14 protein-coding genes are annotated in these 16,640 nt (G+C 68.4%); 11 read left to right on the top strand and 3 right to left on the bottom strand.

The window, feature by feature from the left end; all coding sequences use genetic code 11:
• Positions 1-35: 35 nt before the first annotated feature.
• From P7L68_RS01385 to P7L68_RS01355, 7 genes are all read left to right on the top strand, one after another.
• The gene (locus tag P7L68_RS01385) at positions 36-1,472 is read left to right on the top strand and encodes an amidase (protein WP_371999202.1); all 1,437 of its coding nucleotides are present in this window, start codon (positions 36-38) and stop codon (positions 1,470-1,472) included.
• Between the two features lie 184 nt (positions 1,473-1,656).
• The gene (locus P7L68_RS01380) at positions 1,657-3,810 is read left to right on the top strand and encodes a methyl-accepting chemotaxis protein (RefSeq protein WP_371999201.1); all 2,154 of its coding nucleotides are present in this window, start codon (positions 1,657-1,659) and stop codon (positions 3,808-3,810) included.
• Positions 3,811-3,944: 134 nt separating this feature from the next.
• A complete protein-coding gene (locus P7L68_RS01375; RefSeq protein WP_371999200.1) occupies positions 3,945-4,721 on the top strand; it encodes an IclR family transcriptional regulator C-terminal domain-containing protein in 777 nt (258 codons plus the stop codon).
• Positions 4,718-5,644 carry a CoA ester lyase gene (locus P7L68_RS01370; RefSeq protein ID WP_371999199.1) on the top strand — a complete coding sequence of 309 codons (927 nt, stop codon included), beginning with the start codon at positions 4,718-4,720 and terminating at the stop codon, positions 5,642-5,644. The genes P7L68_RS01375 and P7L68_RS01370 overlap by 4 nt, the downstream gene beginning before the upstream one ends.
• The gene (locus tag P7L68_RS01365) at positions 5,641-6,102 is read left to right on the top strand and encodes a YaiI/YqxD family protein (RefSeq protein WP_371999198.1); all 462 of its coding nucleotides are present in this window, start codon (positions 5,641-5,643) and stop codon (positions 6,100-6,102) included. The genes P7L68_RS01370 and P7L68_RS01365 overlap by 4 nt, the downstream gene beginning before the upstream one ends.
• Positions 6,103-6,396: 294 nt before the next feature.
• Positions 6,397-8,094, top strand: a complete 1,698-nt coding sequence (locus tag P7L68_RS01360) for a methyl-accepting chemotaxis protein (protein ID WP_371999197.1) — start codon at positions 6,397-6,399, stop codon at positions 8,092-8,094.
• A 206-nt stretch (positions 8,095-8,300) separates the two neighbouring features.
• Positions 8,301-10,004, top strand: a complete 1,704-nt coding sequence (locus tag P7L68_RS01355) for a methyl-accepting chemotaxis protein (protein ID WP_371999196.1) — start codon at positions 8,301-8,303, stop codon at positions 10,002-10,004.
• 30 nt (positions 10,005-10,034) lie between these two features.
• Here P7L68_RS01355 and P7L68_RS01350 read toward each other — a convergent pair whose 3' ends face one another.
• The 3 genes from P7L68_RS01350 to P7L68_RS01340 all read right to left on the bottom strand — a co-directional run bounded on the left by P7L68_RS01350 (position 10,035) and on the right by P7L68_RS01340 (position 12,620).
• Positions 10,035-10,367 (bottom strand): OsmC family protein, encoded by a 333-nt coding sequence (locus P7L68_RS01350; RefSeq protein WP_371999195.1) that lies wholly within the window; start codon positions 10,365-10,367, stop codon positions 10,035-10,037.
• A gap of 654 nt (positions 10,368-11,021) precedes the next feature.
• Positions 11,022-11,702 carry an aspartate/glutamate racemase family protein gene (locus P7L68_RS01345; RefSeq protein WP_371999194.1) on the bottom strand — a complete coding sequence of 227 codons (681 nt, stop codon included), beginning with the start codon at positions 11,700-11,702 and terminating at the stop codon, positions 11,022-11,024.
• A 36-nt stretch (positions 11,703-11,738) separates the two neighbouring features.
• On the bottom strand, positions 11,739-12,620 hold the full coding sequence (locus P7L68_RS01340; protein ID WP_371999193.1) for a VOC family protein: 882 nt from the start codon (positions 12,618-12,620) through the stop codon (positions 11,739-11,741).
• 115 nt (positions 12,621-12,735) lie between these two features.
• On the opposite strand from P7L68_RS01340, the gene P7L68_RS01335 reads away from it, so the two are divergent.
• From P7L68_RS01335 to P7L68_RS01320, 4 genes are read left to right on the top strand one after another with little or no spacing between them, the layout of a single operon-like run.
• Positions 12,736-13,866 carry a hypothetical protein gene (locus P7L68_RS01335; protein WP_371999192.1) on the top strand — a complete coding sequence of 377 codons (1,131 nt, stop codon included), beginning with the start codon at positions 12,736-12,738 and terminating at the stop codon, positions 13,864-13,866.
• The gene (locus P7L68_RS01330; RefSeq protein WP_371999191.1) at positions 13,854-14,381 is read left to right on the top strand and encodes a TRAP transporter small permease subunit; all 528 of its coding nucleotides are present in this window, start codon (positions 13,854-13,856) and stop codon (positions 14,379-14,381) included. Before P7L68_RS01335 ends, P7L68_RS01330 begins: the two co-directional genes overlap by 13 nt.
• A complete protein-coding gene (locus P7L68_RS01325; protein ID WP_371999190.1) occupies positions 14,371-15,696 on the top strand; it encodes a TRAP transporter large permease in 1,326 nt (441 codons plus the stop codon). The genes P7L68_RS01330 and P7L68_RS01325 overlap by 11 nt, the downstream gene beginning before the upstream one ends.
• 11 nt (positions 15,697-15,707) lie before the next feature.
• Positions 15,708-16,496: an IclR family transcriptional regulator gene (locus P7L68_RS01320; RefSeq protein WP_371999189.1), complete on the top strand. Its 789-nt coding sequence runs from the start codon at positions 15,708-15,710 to the stop codon at positions 16,494-16,496.
• Positions 16,497-16,640 lie beyond the last annotated feature (144 nt).

Below are 16,640 nucleotides of genomic sequence, written 5' to 3'. Positions count from 1 at the left end.
TTTCCTCCTTCTCCCAACCTGCCGGAGGGTCCTTCATGACGACGGAGACATCACTGCCGACCACGCCGCTCTGGCAATGGGATGCGACCGATATCGCGGCCGGCATCCGCAGCCGGGCGATTTCGGCACGCGAGGCGCTGACCGCCTGTTTCGAGCGGATGGACGCCGTGAACGGCCGGATCAACGCCGTGGTGATCCGGCTGGACGAAAGCGCCTTCAAGGCCGCCGACCGCGCCGACGCGGCGCTCGCCGCCGGAGAGGAAGCCGGGCCGCTGCACGGCGTGCCGGTGACGATCAAGATCAACATCGATCTTGCCGGTTCCGCCACCACCAACGGCCTGCCGGCGCTGGCCGGCAATATCGCGGCCGAGGATGCGCCGGTTTCCCGCAACTGGAAGCTGGCCGGCGCCGTGCCCTTCGGCCGGACCAATGCGCCGGGCATGTCGCTGCGCTGGTTCACCGACAACCCGTTGCACGGAGCAACGCTGAACCCGCACGCCCCCGGCCGGTCGGCCGGCGGGTCGAGCGGCGGCGCGGCGGCGGCGCTGGCCGCCGGTATCGGGCCGCTTGCCCATGGCAATGATCTGGGCGGATCGGTGCGCCTGCCGGCCTTCTGCTGCGGGGTGACCGGCATCCGGCCGACTCTGGGCCGGGTGCCCGCCTTCAACCCGTCGCTGGGCGTGGAACGGATGATCGTCTCCAACCTTGCCGCGGTGCAGGGGCCGCTGGCGCGCAGCATCCGCGATCTGCGGCTTGGCCTGGGCGCCATGGCGGCACGCGATCCGCGCGACCCCTGGTGGGTGCCGGTGCCGGAACGACCCCGGCGGCATGCGGCCCCGATCCGGGTCGCCCTGTTCGTGCCTGAAGGCACCACCCCGCCGATGGCCGATGCGCTGCGCCTGGCGGCCACCTGGCTCAGCGAAGCGGGCTATGTGGTCGAAGAGGCGAGCCCGCCCAATTTCGCCGAAGCCCATCAGCTGTGGCTCGACCTGCTTGCCACCGAAAACCTGTTCGGCGCCCGCGAGACCGCCCGGACCTATGGCGATCCGGTGCTGAACAACATGGTCGACGCCATGGCGCTGGCCGGGCGGGAACTGGACCTGACCGGCTTCATCGCCGGCCTTGCCCGGCGCAACGCCATCCTGCGCAACTGGCTGGCCTTCTTCGAGCACACGCCCCTGATCCTGATGCCGGTGTCGCTGGAACCAGCCATGGACCGCGAGGCCGACCGCAGGCCCGCGGCAGAGCTTCGGCCGCTGATCGACGCCTTCGCGCCGCTGAACGCCACCGCCATTCTGGGCCTGCCGGGACTGTCGGTGCCGGTGGGCTTCATGCCCTCGCCCGACGGCAGGGGCCGGGTGCCGCTGGGCGTGCAGATCGTCGGCGGCCGCTATGAGGAGGCGACCATGCTGGATGCCGGTGCCGCGATCGAGGCCAGGCTGGGCCCGACCCTCCCGGTGGATCCTCTCTGAAGACGAGAGGCGGAGGTCGTTGAACTCTTCAACAAACCTTCCATACCTCATCTCCGAAATATTATGACGATGTGATGACGACACCGATTTCTTAAGACATCGCCCGCATTCTGTCTTCAGAGATGCCAGGCGGCCCGGCTCCCTCGGCGAAGCCGGGCCGCATGTCGACCTGGAGATGATCGGGATGTCCCTTTTCCGACACTTACGCCTGTCCGCCAGAATTCCCGGGCTGGTGGCCGCCGCCGCCCTGATCGCCGTCGTCGCGGTGGGAAGCGCCGGCTATCTCGCCGCCGCCTCGGCGGTGCGCCAGGCGGCGGAGGAAAAGCTCTCGGTCGCGGTCGAAGCGCGATACGACACGCTGCAGGCCTATCTCAGCACCATCCGGGAAGACCTTCTGCTGACGGCAGGCCAGCCGACCACGATCAAGGCGCTGAACGATTTCCGTTCCGCCTATGCCACGTTGAACGTGCGTGGTGGCGCGCCGGATCTGCTGCAGCGCCTCTACATCACCGACAACCCCTTCCCGACCGGCGAGAAGCAGAAGCTGGACGGCGCCAGCGACGGTTCGACCTACAGCTTCAATCATACGCGGTATCATCCGGGCTTCCGGGATTTTCAGCAGACCCGCGGCTATTACGACGTCTTTCTGATCTCGCCGCAGGGCGAGGTGGTCTATACCGTGTTCAAGGAGAATGATTTCGGCACCAGCCTGGAGCAGGGCCCGTGGAGCCGGACCGGGCTGGCCGGCGTGTTCCGCGCCGCCCGGGATGCCGGGGCGCCGGGACAGGTCGCCTTGGTCGATTTCGAAGCCTATGCCCCCAGCGCCGGGGCACCGGCCAGTTTCATCGCCACCCCGGTCTTCGACGGCCCGCGCCTGGTCGGCGTGCTGGCCTTCCAGATGCCGATCGGGCGGATCAACGACATCATGCAGGCCACCACCGGCATGGGCCGGACCGGCGAAACCTATCTGGTGGGCGCCGACGGCCTGATGCGGAGCGATTCGCGCTTCGGCACGACCTCGACCATCCTGGTGACACAGGTCGACAGCCCGACAACCCGGGCGGGCCTGGCCGGCAAAACCGGCATGGCGGAGATCATCGACTATCGCGGCCACGAGGTGCTTTCGGTTCATCGTCCGATCGATTTCGAGGGGGTGCGCTGGGCGATCATCGGCGAGGCCGATCTGGCCGAAGTGCTGGCCCCGGTCCATCGCCTGCGGGACCGCAGCCTGATCACCGGCCTGATCATCCTGGCCGTGGTGACCACGGCGGGCATCGCCGTCGCCCGCCGGATCACCCGGCCGATCAACGCCATGACCCTGGCGATGGACCAGCTGGCCGGCGGCCGCGACGATGTCGACATTCCGGGCACCGACCGGCGGGACGAACTCGGCGTCATGTCGAAGGCGGTGCGTGTCTTCAAGGACAGCATGGTCGAAGCCCGTGAACTGGCGGCACGCGAGGCCGAGGAACTGCGCCGGCGCGATGCCCGCGCCCGCACGGTCGAAGAGCTGATCGCGGCATTCGAGCGCGACATCGCCCGCGCCCTGGACACGGTTGCCACGGCCGCCGACGGAATGACCGCCACCGCCGCGGCGATGGCCGGCACTGCCGAAGAAACCGAGCGCCGCTCAGGCGCCGTGGCGGCCGCTTCCGAGGAAGCCTCGGTCAATGTCCAGGCCGTGGCCGGTGCCGCAGAGGAATTGAGCGCGTCGATCGCCGAAATCGGCCATCAGTCCGGCCATTCGGCAAGCCTGGCGGGCCGGGCCGTGGCCGATGCGACGGAAACCAGCCGGCGCATGCAGGAGCTGGCGGAGGCGGCGGGCAAGATCGATCGGGTGGTGGCGCTGATCAACGATATCGCCGCCCAGACCAATCTTCTGGCACTGAATGCGACGATCGAGGCGGCGCGCGCCGGAGAGGCGGGCAAGGGCTTTGCGGTGGTCGCATCCGAGGTGAAAGCCCTGGCCGGCGCCACCGCCCGGGCGACCGACGAAATCACCGGCGAGGTGACCGGCGTGCAGCAGGCCACCGCAAGCGTGGTCAAGGCGATCGACGGCATCGGCGGCACGATCCGGCGGATCGATGAAATCGCCACCGCCATCGCCTCCGCCGTGGAAGAGCAATCGGCTGCGACACGCGAAATCACCCACAATGTCGCCCAGGCCTCTGCCGGCACCAGCGAGGTTTCTACCAATATCGACGAAGTCGCCAAGGCCGCAGCCACCACCGGATCCGCCGCCGGCCGGGTGCAGGACGCCGCCCATGCCCTGTCTGAAGAGGCGCAGATCCTGCGCCGGCGGGTGGAAGACTTCCTGGCCGGCATCCGCGCGGCCTGACGCGGATCCCGGCCGGGAATTTTCCATGCGGCCACAAAACGACGCGGATGGGCGGATGGACGGATGGCGGCCGTTCGCCTAGCATGGGGCGAGTTCACCCCACGAACGGCACACCAGCTGTCGCGGAGCGGCCGATGATCGACCCGGATTCGCCTGATTTCGTCGCCTCCTTCGCCCGCGGCCTGAGTGTCGTGCGCGCCTTCGGTGCCGAGGCGCCACGCCAGACGCTGAGCGAGGTGGCCGACCGCACGGGGCTGACCCGTGCCGCCGCGCGGCGCTTTCTGCTGACGCTGGAGGCGCTGGGCTATGCCCGCAGCGACGGCAAGCATTTCGAGCTGACGCCGATGGTGCTGGAGCTGGGCTTCTCGTATCTCTCGTCGCTGGACATGACCGAGGCGATCCAGCCCTGGCTGCGCCGGGTGAGCGACACGCTGGGGGAAAGCTGCTCCGCCGCCGTGCTCGACGGGATCGACATCATCTATGTCGCCCGTGCCGCCGCCCGCCACCGCATTCTGGCGATCAGCCTGAATGTCGGGGCGAGGCTGCCGGCCTGGTGCACCTCGATGGGCCAGGTGCTGCTGGCCAATCTGCCGCCGGCCCGGCGCAACATGCTGCTGCGCGACGTCTCCTTCGAGCCGCGCACCCCCCATAGCCTGAGCGACATGAAAAGCCTGGGCGACCGGCTGGCCCTGGTCCGCGACCAGGGCTATGCCATCGCCGATCAGGAACTGGAGCTGGGGCTGCGCTCGATCGCCGTGCCGCTGCACGACCGCAGCGGCGTGGTGGTCGCGGCCATGAATGTCAGCGCCCAGGCGGCACGGGTGAGCGTGGAGATGCTGGAGGGCGAATATCTGCCGGTGCTGCTGGATGCCGCCCGGCAGTTCGAGGCGACGGAGCGGGTGCGGGGATGACCGCCGCCACGGCCCCGGCACCGGATCGCTTCCGGCTGTGCCGCAGCTGGCTGTTCGTGGAAGGCGCCTCAGAGGCCGCGATCGCGGAAGCGGCGGCCTGCCCTGCCGATCTGCTGATCCACGAGCTGGAAGATTTCACCCCGCCGGAGCGCCGCCCCGAGGCACGGACGCTGGCGCCTGCGGCCTATGACCGCTGGCGGGCGGCGGGCAAGCGGGTGGCGGTGCGGGTGAATCCCCTCGACGGCGACGGCATGGCCGATCTGGCGGCCGTGATGCGCGGCCGGCCCGACATCGTGGCCCTGCCCAAGGTGAGCGGGCCCGACGATGTGATCCGACTTGCCGAGGCCGTGGCCGCGCTGGAAGCGGCACATGGCATCGCGCCGGGTACGACCGCGCTGCTGCCCAATATAGAGAGCGCGCGGGCGCTGAGGCTGACCTTCGAGATTGCGACCGCCAGCCCGCGCGTCGCCGGCTGTGTGCTGGCCTCGGAAGATCTGGCCGCCGATCTGGGCGCCGAACGCGGGCCGGATGCGACGGAGCTGGACCATGCCCGCGGCCGCTTCCTGGTCGATTGCGTGGCGGCGGGGGTGATCGCGGTCGACTGCCCCTATACCTGGCACGACCCGGCCGGCGCCGAGGCCGATACCTGCCGCGCAAGACGGCTGGGCTATGTGGCCAAAAGCCTGGTGGACCCCGCGCATGCCGCGGTGATCAACGCCGTGCTGACACCTTCGCCACACGAGGTGGCCCGGGCGGAACGCGTGGTCGCCGCCTTCGAAGCGGCGCGGGCGCGCGGCGAGGCCCGGGTCATGCTGGACGGGATCGAGGTGGAACTGCCCCGCTACGGCAATGCGAAACGGCTGCTGGCCCGTGCCGCGGCGCTGGCATCTGCGGGCGGGTCCCGGCATAGTCCCGTGCCATGACCCCGCCCGTGATCCATATCGATGCCGATGCCTGCCCGGTGAAGGCTGAAACCTACAAGGTGGCGCAGCGCCTGTCGCTGAAGGTGCGCGTCGTCGCCAATGCCTGGCTGAACGTGCCGCAGGACCCGAGGATCGAGCTGGTCACCGTCAGCGACGGCTTCGATGCCGCCGATGACCGGATCGTGGCCGATGTCACGCCGGGCGATGTGGTGATCACCGCCGATATCCAGCTGGCCGCCCGCTGCCTGGATGCGGGGGCGGCCGTGATCGCGCCCGATGGTCGCGAATTCAGCCGGGCCAATATCGGCCAGGCGCTGGCGATGCGCGCCCTGATGGCCGATCTGCGCGCCGGCGCCGACCAGGGCGGGCTGAAGGGCCCGAAGCCGATGACCCAGCGCGACCGGTCCAATTTTCTGCAAACGCTCGACCGGGTGATCACGCGACTGATGCGGGGCTGATCGCCGTCGGGAATTCAGGGTTGAGGACAAGATTTTCTGGCTTCATTTCGAGTATAGGACTCACATTACCATTCAGAATAAAAACCAAAAATTAAACATGCGCCTCCGTTTATAAATCTCTCCACCCTGAAATTTACCTCTCCTTAAATCAATATACCCCAATGTCTTCTCGCACCGATCGTGTATCGGAGCCGGAAGCGTCAGGGTGCAGAATCTTTTCGTTCGATCGAAATGATCGCCCACACACCTCGCCCGCGATCCGGAGGAATCAGCACCCTGTGTCGGAAATACCCAATGATCGCGATCCACAACCTGAAGATATCCCGCAAGATCCTGATGATCATCGCCGTGATGGCGGTGGTGTCGATCGTCATCGCCCTGGTGGCGCAGTCCGGCATGCGCGACCTGATCGGCGCGACCCAGGCACTCAAGGAAGCAAGTCTCAACGTCCGCGATGCCGCCCGGTCGAACCAGTCGGTCATCGACATGAACCGGGCGGAGTACCGCATCGCCGCCGATGCCCGCACCTTCGACCGGTCGAAGGAAGAGGCGCTGGCCGCCAGGACGCGGTTCGAGACCCTTCTCGCCTCGACGAAATCCCGCGCCACCCCGGATGAGCTGGCGCTGATCCAGCGGGTGGAAGAACAGTCCCGGACCTATTACGACCAGCTGGACGGCACCTTCCGGGTGGCCGTGCAGGCCGGCGACCGCACCCTTTCGGCAGCGCAGACCGCCGTCGTCGACGAAGTCAATGCCAGTGGCGTGGCATCGGCGGAACTGCGCAAGCGGGTCTCCGCCCTGGTCGACGCCACCGTGGATCGCGCCGATCAGACCTATGAGATGGCCGAGGATCTGGGTCAGCGCACCACGATGATCCTGATCGTGATCGCCGGGGCCGGTGTCGTGCTGGGTATCTCTCTGGGCCTGCTGATCTCCAGCCGGGGCATCGTGCAGCCGCTGATGGGCACGGTGAAGGGGCTGGAAGGCCTGGCTGCCGGCGATCTCGGCATCGAGGTGCATGGCACCGAACGCCGCGACGAGGTCGGCGACATCGCCCGCACCATGCTGGTCTTCAAGCAGAACGCCATCGAACGCAAGCAGCTGGCCGATGCCGAGGCGGCGGCGGCTGCCGCCAAGGTGCAGCGCGCCGAGCACATCAACGGCGTGATCCGCAGCTTCGATCGCGACGTTGCCGCACTGCTCGGCGTGATGCAGCAGTCGGCGCAGGAACTGGAGGCGACCGCTCAGCTGCTCTCCGCCGGTTCGGAAGAAACCTCGCGCCAGGCGGCGACCGTCAGCGCCGCCGCGGAACAGGCTTCGGTCAACGTCCAGACCGTCGCCGCCGCCACCGAGGAACTGACCTCGACCGTCGCCGAAGTCGCCCGGCAGATGGAAGAGGCGCGGATGGTCGCGACCGACGCATCGGGCGAAGCCGATCGCGCCAAGACCTTCGTCAACGACCTCAACCAGGCCGGCCGCGCCATTTCGTCGGTCATCACGCTGATCAGCGAAATCGCCGCCCAGACCAATCTTCTGGCGCTCAACGCCACCATCGAGGCCGCACGGGCCGGCGATGCCGGCAAGGGTTTCGCGGTCGTGGCTTCCGAGGTGAAGAGCCTCGCCAACCAGACGTCGAAGGCGACCGACGAAATCCGCACCCAGGTCGACGGCATGCAGGGCAGCATCGACAAGGCGGTCGACGCCATCACCCGCATCGCCACGGTCATCTACCGCCTGAACGACATGGCGACCACCGTCTCTGCCGCCGTGCAGGAGCAGTCGGCGGCCACTGCCGAAATCGGCCGCAACGCCAACGAGGCGGCCCAGGGCACGACCCATGTCACCGACAACATCACCGGCGTGAGCAGCGCCGCCGAGACCACCGCCGACGGCTCCACCAAGGTGCTCCGCGCCGCCCGCGAGGTGTCGGAACGCTCCACCCGCCTGCGCAGCACCGTCGACGGTTTCCTGCGCGAAGTCTCTGCCGGCTGATCAAGCCGATCCCCCGACACCACCTGCGCGCTGCCCGAATCCCTTCGGGCAGCGCGTCTTTTTTGCGCTTCATAATCATCATCATTCTCTACTAAATCATGTTGCCATTTTTTCTCAGAAAAATTGGACATCGTTTTACCGTAATTTAAACAGCCGCTTGGATACTGAGCAAAAACAAGCATCGTCCTTACGAGGTTATCATTGCCATGCTCAGCCGGTTTGTCTCCAACCTGAAGATGACCCACAAGGTCGCATCGATCGTCATCCTGATGTCGGCCGTGACCGCGGCGATCTCGGTCGTGTCGTATCGCGGGCTGGTGGTCTGCATCGATGCAACCACCCGGGTCGAAGAGGCCGGGATGGAGGTGCTGGACGGCACGCTCGTGACCAAGGCGATCAGCGATATCCGCCGGGCCGAATACCGGCTGGCGGCCGATCCGCGCGAGCTGAATGCAGCGACCGCCGAGATCGAGGAAAGCGTGCTGCGCTTCCGCGAACTGATGGACGACATGACCCATCATGCCGAACCCGGCGATCTGCCGCGCATCGCGCTGATCGAGCAGCATTTCGCAGCCTATATCGGGGAAGTCCACCACGCCCTGGAGGTGGCGCGCCGCCATGAGGGCCGCGAGATCGACGCCGCCCAGCAGGCCGTGGTGGAAGAAGTGGAGCGGGGCCGCGCCACCGCCCACGCCCTGTCCGACGAGGTGGCGCATCTCGTCGAGGAGATCGAGGCCCGGGCGCATGCGGTTGCCGACGAGGCCCGGACGCTGGGCACCGAAACCGAGACGGAGATCGTGGCGACGGCCATCGCCGGCACGCTGATCGGCCTGGCCGCCGGCTTCCTGATCGCGATCGCAACCATCGCGCGCCCCCTGCAGCGCACCGTGCGGCGGCTGAACGGGCTGGCGGCCGACGATCTGGATGCCGAGGTTCAGGGCACCGATCGCCGCGACGAGATCGGCGACGTGGCCCGCGCCATGCTGATCTTCCGCGACAATGCGCAGGAGCGCCGCCGCCTGCTGGAGGCGGAGGCCGCGCAGGTGGCGGCACGCGAACGCCGCGCCGCCGAGGTGGCACAGCTGATCCGCGATTTCGACCGCGAGGTGGCCGAAATGCTGGCGGTGATGAGCAGTTCGGCCGTGGAGCTGGAGGCGACCGCGCAGCTGCTGTCGTCGACCTCGGAAGAAACCTCGCGCCAGGCCTCGACCGTGGGCACGGCGGCGGAACAGGCATCGGCCAATGTTCAGGCGGTGGCGGCGGCAACCGAAGAGCTGACCGCGACCGTCTCTGAAGTGGCCCGGCAGATGGAAACCGCGCGCAGCGTGGCAAGCGATGCAAGCGATGAGGTAGAGCGCGTGAAGGCGCTGGGCGGCGAGCTGGACCGTGCGGGCAACGACATCGCCGCGGTGATCGCCCTGATCGAAGAGATCGCCAGCCGCACCAATCTGCTGGCGCTGAACGCGACGATCGAGGCGGCACGCGCCGGAGAGGCCGGCAAGGGCTTCGCGGTGGTGGCTTCTGAAGTGAAGGGGCTCGCCACCCAGACCGGCCGCGCGACCGGCGATATCCGCAGCCGGGTGGAGCATATGCACGGCAGCATCGGCGCGGCGCTCGATGCCGTCGGCCGCATGGCCGAGGTGGTGCACCGGGTGCAGGGCATGTCGGGTGCTGTCTCGGCCGCGGTGCAGCAGCAGTCGGCGGCCACGGCCGAAATCGGCCGCAACGCCGATCAGGCGGCCCGCGGCACCCAGGACGTCACCGACACGATCGGCGGGGTGAGCATGGCGGCGGAGGCCACCGCTTCGGGGTCGGCGCAGGTGTTGAGCACCGCGCGCACGCTCTCGGAACGCTCCACCCGGCTGCGCAGCACGGTGGACGGCTTCCTGAGGGCGGTGGCGGCGGCCTGACGCCGCGGATCGGCAATGGCGGAGGCCTGTTCAGGCCTCCGCCATCGCCGGCGCCGACGCCTGACGGAAGATGGTGTGGATCGGCAGGCCGGGCTTCAGGCGCAGGGTGACGGGCGTACGCTCGGCCAGATCTGCGAGTTCAGCCCGGGCGGCATCGGAGACCGGGCCGTGCAGGGTGATCACCCGTTCCACCGTCACTGCATCTTCTGCGGCTTCATCGCGAATGAAGCTCAACTCCACGTCGAGCGCCAGCAACGGCCAGTGCTTGTGATGCGCATACATCTTCAGCGTGATCAGGGTGCAGGACGCAAGGCTCGACAGAAGAAGGTCATGCGGTGTGGGCCCGTGATCGCTGCCGCCCATGACAACGGGTTCGTCCGATGACAGGCGATGGTTCCCGGTCGAAATCGAGACGGCGTAGGGAAGATTTCCGATACTTGCGGTGACATGTGACATGACGCATCCCCCGTCGGCTGTGTTGACCGATGACAGGCGAGCGGCTGCGGTCTCTGTTCAGTTCCGCCGCGCCTGTCAGATCATATGGGTCCGATGCCACAAAGATCCAGGCGGCGCCGTGTGGCCACATCCGGGGGCTCCGCGCCATTCCGGGCCCATCCGCCAGGGCTGACATCCCGAGGACATCTTCCGGCAATGTTTTTCACCCGGCAGGACAGATATCCGTTCGGGCATCTGCTGTTGCCGGCGACATACAGGCAAGAAAAACCGGTTCAGATACCCTCCTGCCCTGAAAATGACACAGATCCATACCCCATCCCCGATCGCAACCGGCGACATATCATGCAGTTTCCTGTCGCCGGCCGTGAAAAAACGATCCGCCTTCACGCCTCGTTAAGCAGCATGGCGATAATCTGATTTGGACATCGGGACGGACCGGGTCATCGGACCTTCGGCTCGTCATGGTCGTCTCCTTGCCCGCACTTTCCCTGTGCGATCCTCCACCGCGCCAGCCGGGATCCTGTTTCCCGCGGCGCGGTTTTTTTTGTGCGGGCCGGGCGATCAGCCCCGCGGTGCGGCCAGCAAGGCCCGGCAATGCGCCGCCACCGCATCGATCAGCGGCAGCGGCGTGCGCAGCCGGTCGCGGATCAGCGGCAGTTCGGTGCAGCCGAGCACGACGGCATCGGCCCCGCCGGCGACAAGATCGTCCAGGGCCGCCTGGACCGCGGCGATATCCTCCGGGGCCGGGCGCCCCGCCGAGATGCCGGTCTTGATCGCCCGGTCGAGCCCCGCCGCCACCCGGCCTTCGGGCCTGAGCACCCGGTGGCCGGCCGCGGCCAGGGGGCCCGAAAACACGCCCTGCTCCAGGGTTTGCGCCGTGCCGAGCACGCCCACCACCGCCCCCGGGGGCACAAGATCCGCGGGGGTGCGGAAGGGATCGGCGATGTGCAGGCAGGGCAGATCGACCGCGGCGGCGACGGCATCGAACGCCAGATGCGCCGTGGCGGCACAAAGGCCGATCACCCCGGCGCCGGCGGCATCCAGCGCCTGCGCCGCCCCCACGAAGGCGGCGGTGACCAGATCGAACCGGCCCTGTTCGGCATGGGCGAGCACGGGGGCGAAGGACAGGCTGGCGATCAGCACCGGCACGGTGCCGGGCTCCGCCAGCCGGTTGAGACGCTCGTAATAAAGCGCGGTGGAGGGCCAGCCGGTGCCGCCGATCAGGCCGATGGCGCCGGTCATGGGGAGGGTCTCGCGGGATCTGGGGGCGCGCATGGCTCAAGCGGCCTCGGCCAGCACCAGCACGATGCCGCCGGCCTCGGCCGCCGGCACGATCAGCCGGCTGCCCTCGTCCCGGAAGCTCACAGCATTGCGGGTAAGCACCGCGCGGGCGGTATCGGCCGAGGCGACGCGCACCTCCACCGCCAGCTCGGCGAGACTGCCATCGGCGCGGCGCGCGGCATCGCCCCAGCCGGCGGCGAAGCCCGCGGCATCGACCGCCGTCAGGGTCTGATCGCCCATGGTTACCGAGACAGGCCCTTCCGGCACCGGCTGAATGCCGTAGATCGCGCCGAAATGGCGACGCATCGCCGCCAGATCATCGCTCACCACGGTGGCCGCCGCCCAGTATTCGGCGCCGTTTTCATGCGCGATCCAGCCGGGCCGCAGATAATGGCTGCGGTCCATCACCTCGCAGGCATTGAAGGCGAGCGGGCCGCGCGGCGCATCGGGCACCAGAACGCGGAAATGGATCCGGTCGACCGTGCCGTCGTCGGGGTCGTGATAGTCGGTGTCGAGTTCGTAATACAGGCAGGGCGGGAAACCCGCCGCCTGCCAGCCCTCGTCGAGTGAGCGCAGATCGGTCGCCGCGTGCACGATCATCGCCAGCGCCGGCCGGCGACCCAGAAGATCGCGCATATAGGGCACGGCATGGGCCGGGTCGGCATAGGCGAATTCCAGAAAATTGGTCATGCGGTCATCGGTCGGGCGGAACAGCACCAGATGGTTGCCGCCGCGGCCGCCGGTTTTGCCGCCGCCCATCGGCTCGTTGGTCCGCCAGGGCGTCACCGAGAAACCCAGCCGCAGATAGCAGGCGCGGATCGCCGGCAGATCGGGGGTTGAAATCATCAGATGATCGAGACCGATCAATTCCTTACGCATATGCGGGCGTCCTTGACAGATGGCGGAGGGTATTCCACGATCCAGAATATCTTCCGCGATACAGGACATCAAGCCGGTCGCGGAGCGGGAGACGATGCACCGGGGGACAGAACCCATGACCACACTGACCAGACTGCGCCACGGGCTTGCCGCCGCGGCGATCTGCCTTGCCGCGGGTACGGCGGCCGACGCGGCGACGCTGACCTACGGCTCGCCGGTGCCGGAACAGGCGCTGTTCAATCGCGACGGCGTGGTGCCCTTCCTGAAGGGCATCGAGACGGTGACCGAAGGCCGGGTCAAATTCCGCGGCCTGTTCGGCGGCACGGTGGTGAAGATGCCGACGGTGCTGCCCTCGATCCGCGACGGGGTGGTCAATGCGGGTTTCGTGGTGCTGGCCTTCTATCCGTCCGACCTGCCCCATGCCTCGGTGATGTCCGAGCTGACCGGTTTCGGCGTCGACCCGGTGGCGACGATGGGGGCGATCAACGAAGCTTTCTTCCAGGGCTGCCCCGACTGCCTGGACGAGATGCGCCGCGAGGGCCAGATCCCGCTGTTCCTGAATGCGACCGCGCCGATGGCGATGCAGTGCACCAGCCCGGTTGCGGGCAAGGCCGATCTTCAGGGCCGCCGGGTCAGCGTGATCGCCAGCCCCGAGGCGCGCTGGGCCGAGGCGCTGGGCATGATCCCGGTCACCACCTCGATCACCGATCTGCTGATCTCGCTTCAGACGGGCAAGACCGATTGCGCGCTGGTGCCGATCAGCTGGGCGCAGAGCTATGGCCTGACCGATGTCGTCAAAGGCGTGATCGACATGCCCCAGGGCATCGTCGGCGGCGCCGTCCCGGTGTCCGTCAGCCTGGAGGCCTGGTGCCGGATCGGCGAGGCCGACCGCAAGGCGATCCTGGCCCATGCCGCCGCATCCGCCCTGCCCTATGTGCAGAAGGCCTATATCGATGCCGATGCGCAGGTGCGGCCGAAGCTGGAAGCCGTGGCCGGTTTCTCGGGCGGCGATGCGGCGATGCAGGCGGCCTGGCCCGCCTATCAGGCGGGCGAGGTGACGGCGCTCGCCGCCCGCGCGGCGGCGCGCGGCATTGCCGAACCCGACGCCTTCGCGGCCCGGATCGCCCGGATCTACCGCAAATGGCACGAGGAATATCTGCCGAAGATCAAGGCCGACCCGGCGGAGATGACCCGGCTGCTGACCGAGACCGTCTTCCCGGAAAGCCTGGCGGCGTGCCCCGGCTGATGCGCATCCTCGACCGGATGGCGGCGCGCGCCGCCGCGGCCACCGGTGCGCTGGGCGAACTGGCGGTGCTTGCCATGTTCGCCCATATGGCGCTGGATCTGATCATCCGCCTGATCGCCGGCGGCACGCCCGAGGGCATGCCCGAGGCGGTGGCGCGGATCTATATGGTGATGGCGGTGTTCCTGCCGCTGGCGGGGCTTCAGGTCACGGGCCGGCAGATCGAGGTGGGCGTGCTGGCGGATCGCCTGCGCGGCTGGCCGCGCCGGCTGCAAAGACTGGCGGCGGCGCTGGTGACGGTGGCGGTGGCGGGGCTGTTCACCTGGCTGTCGTTCGATGTCGCCTGGGTGGCGACGCTGCGCGGCGAACGGGTGGTGCTGACCGGCTTTTCCCTGCCGGTCTGGCCGGGGCGCTGGGCGGTGGTGGCGGGGTTCGGCGCGCTGGCGCTGGCGGCCGTCGCCCAGCTGGTCCGCGTGGCCGCGGGCCGCGAACCGGTGGAGCTGGCCCATGGCGGCTGACTATCTTGCCCCGGAATATCAGGCCTGCCTGGCCCTGCTGCTGTTTCTGGGGCTGGCGGCGCTGCGGGTGCCGATCGCCTTCGCCCTGTTCACCGCCGGGCTGGCGGGGACGGTGGCGATGATCGGCATCGGCCCGGGCTTCGCGCTGCTGTCGCGCGCGCCGCTGGAATTCGCCGCCAGCTGGGAACTTTCGGCCGTGCCGATGTTCCTGCTGATGGGCAATATCGTCGCCCGGGCCGGGCTTGCCGATGTGCTGTTCGCGCTGTTCCAGCACCTGACGCGGCGGGTGCCGGGCGGGCTGGCGGTTGCCACCAACATCACCTGCGCGGCCTTCGGCACGGCATCGGGGTCCAGCCTGGCGGCCACGGTGGGTGTGGGCCGCATCGCCGTGCCGCAGATGCTGAAGCGCGGCTATGATCCGGGGCTGATCGCCGGGGTCTGCGGCTGCGCCGGCACCATCGCCGCGGTGATCCCGCCCTCCATCCCCTTCATCATCTTCGCGATCCTGACCGAACAATCGGTGCTGACCATGTTCGCGGCCGGCCTGCTGCCGGGGCTGCTGACCGCCCTTGCCTATACGGTGATGATCATCCTGCGCGCCCGGCTGAACCCGGCGATCGCCGGCGGCGATGCCCGCGACGAGGCGGGCGGCCGGCCGGGCCTGCGGGATCTGCTGGGGGTGTGGCCGGTGGCCGCCATCGCGGCCATGGTGATCGCGGGGCTTTATGGCGGCTTCGCGACGCCGACCGAGGCGGGCGGGCTGGGCGCGCTGGCGGCGCTGATCGTGGCGCTGATCCGCCGCACGCTCGACCGGGCGGCGTTTCGTGCCGCCATCGCCGACACCGCCCGGACCACGGCCGCGATCCTGATCGTGGCGGTGGGGGCGAGCACGCTCTCCACCTATCTGGCGCTGACCGGTTTCCCCGAAGTCGTCGCCGGCCATCTGGCGGTCTTCGCCGACAGCGACATCGCCTTCATGCTGGTGCTGTCGGTGGTGCTGCTGGCGCTGGGCACGGTGCTGGACCCGATGGGGGTGATGCTGCTGGCCCTGCCGATCTTTCTGCCGGCGGTAGAGGCGCGCGGGCTCGACATGGTCTGGTTCGGGGTGATCGCGGTCAAGTATATCGAGATCGGGCTGATCACGCCGCCGCTTGGATTGAACTTGTTTGCGGCCCATGGTCTGATGCCGGCCAGCATCTCGTTCGGCCGTGTCGTGCGCGGTGCGTCGTGGTTTCTTCTCGCCGAAATGGTCGTCATGGTTCTGTTGCTCGCCTTCCCCGCCATTTCCCTCTGGCTGCCCTCGGTGATCCGATGAGCGGGGTGGAGATGGAGGACGACAAGGGGACAGAGGACGAAAAGGGGGGGGAGCGGCGATCCGGCACCATTCAGTCGGTCTCGATCGCGGCGCGCTTTCTCACCATTCTGGCCGATGCCGAAGGGCCGATGGCGCTGGGAGAACTGGCCCGCCGCGCCGGCACCGGCACCTCGACCGCCCATCGCTATATGCAAAGCCTGATCAAGGAGGGGCTGGCGGTGCAGGAAACCGCCAGCGGCCGCTATGATCTGGGCCCCACGGCGCTGGATATCGGCATCGGCGCGCTGCGCCGGATCGATGCGGTGGAGGTGGCGGCACGGCATATGAAGGCGCTGGCGATGCGCATCGCCGCCAGCGGCGGGGTGGCGATCTGGACCGATCGCGGCCCCACCGTGGTGCGCTGGTATCGCAGCGCCTATTTCTCGATCAGCGCCATCGGCCTGGGCGATGTGCTGCCGCTCGACAACACCGCCTGCGGCCTGGTCTTCCAGGCCTTTCTGCCGCCGGAGCGGATCGAGGTGGCGCGCAGGCTCCAGCCGGCGCCGTTCCGCGGCAAGCCGCCGGCCGCCCGCGATCTGGCGCGGATCCGCCAGACCTTCGGCCATGAACTCAGCGGCCATCTGCTGTCCGGCATCACCGGCCAGGCGGCGCCGGTTTTCGATGCCCAGCACGAAGTTGCCTGCGTGGTGACCACCACCACCACCACCGCGCTGTCGGAAGACGACCGCGCCCTGATCTTCGCCGCAGCGCGGGAGGCCTCGGCCGAAGCCGGCGGCGCCGGCGCCTATGGCCGGCCGTAAGATCTTTCAAACACCGTATATTTTGCGCTGCGGCGCGCAGCCGCTATGATCGCGCCTGCCCGCGGCAGACGCGCCGCGGGCGGCGGGTCCGCCGATCATGCCCCCATATGCCTGAGGCGAAGGTGTGCCCAGGGGTCATATGCC

This window comes from Tistrella mobilis, from assembly GCF_041468085.1.
GTDB lineage: Bacteria > Pseudomonadota > Alphaproteobacteria > Tistrellales > Tistrellaceae > Tistrella > Tistrella mobilis_A.
Note: the sequence above shows the minus strand (reverse complement) of the source record. Positions and strands in the feature narration are given on the sequence as shown.

Excerpts from the sequence above, each read along its gene's own strand:
- P7L68_RS01340 (WP_371999193.1), bottom strand. The coding sequence starts at position 12,620 with ATGCGTAAGGAATTGATCGGTCTCGATCATCTGATGATTTCAACCCCC.
- P7L68_RS01335 (WP_371999192.1), top strand. The coding sequence starts at position 12,736 with ATGACCACACTGACCAGACTGCGCCACGGGCTTGCCGCCGCGGCGATC.
- P7L68_RS01385 (WP_371999202.1), top strand. The coding sequence starts at position 36 with ATGACGACGGAGACATCACTGCCGACCACGCCGCTCTGGCAATGGGAT.
- P7L68_RS01370 (WP_371999199.1), top strand. The coding sequence starts at position 4,718 with ATGACCGCCGCCACGGCCCCGGCACCGGATCGCTTCCGGCTGTGCCGC.
- P7L68_RS01345 (WP_371999194.1), bottom strand. The coding sequence starts at position 11,702 with ATGACCGGCGCCATCGGCCTGATCGGCGGCACCGGCTGGCCCTCCACC.
- P7L68_RS01360 (WP_371999197.1), top strand. The coding sequence starts at position 6,397 with ATGATCGCGATCCACAACCTGAAGATATCCCGCAAGATCCTGATGATC.
- P7L68_RS01350 (WP_371999195.1), bottom strand. The coding sequence starts at position 10,367 with ATGGGCGGCAGCGATCACGGGCCCACACCGCATGACCTTCTTCTGTCG.
- P7L68_RS01380 (WP_371999201.1), top strand. The coding sequence starts at position 1,657 with ATGTCCCTTTTCCGACACTTACGCCTGTCCGCCAGAATTCCCGGGCTG.
- P7L68_RS01325 (WP_371999190.1), top strand. The coding sequence starts at position 14,371 with ATGGCGGCTGACTATCTTGCCCCGGAATATCAGGCCTGCCTGGCCCTG.
- P7L68_RS01375 (WP_371999200.1), top strand. The coding sequence starts at position 3,945 with ATGATCGACCCGGATTCGCCTGATTTCGTCGCCTCCTTCGCCCGCGGC.
- P7L68_RS01365 (WP_371999198.1), top strand. The coding sequence starts at position 5,641 with ATGACCCCGCCCGTGATCCATATCGATGCCGATGCCTGCCCGGTGAAG.
- P7L68_RS01355 (WP_371999196.1), top strand. The coding sequence starts at position 8,301 with ATGCTCAGCCGGTTTGTCTCCAACCTGAAGATGACCCACAAGGTCGCA.
- P7L68_RS01320 (WP_371999189.1), top strand. The coding sequence starts at position 15,708 with ATGGAGGACGACAAGGGGACAGAGGACGAAAAGGGGGGGGAGCGGCGA.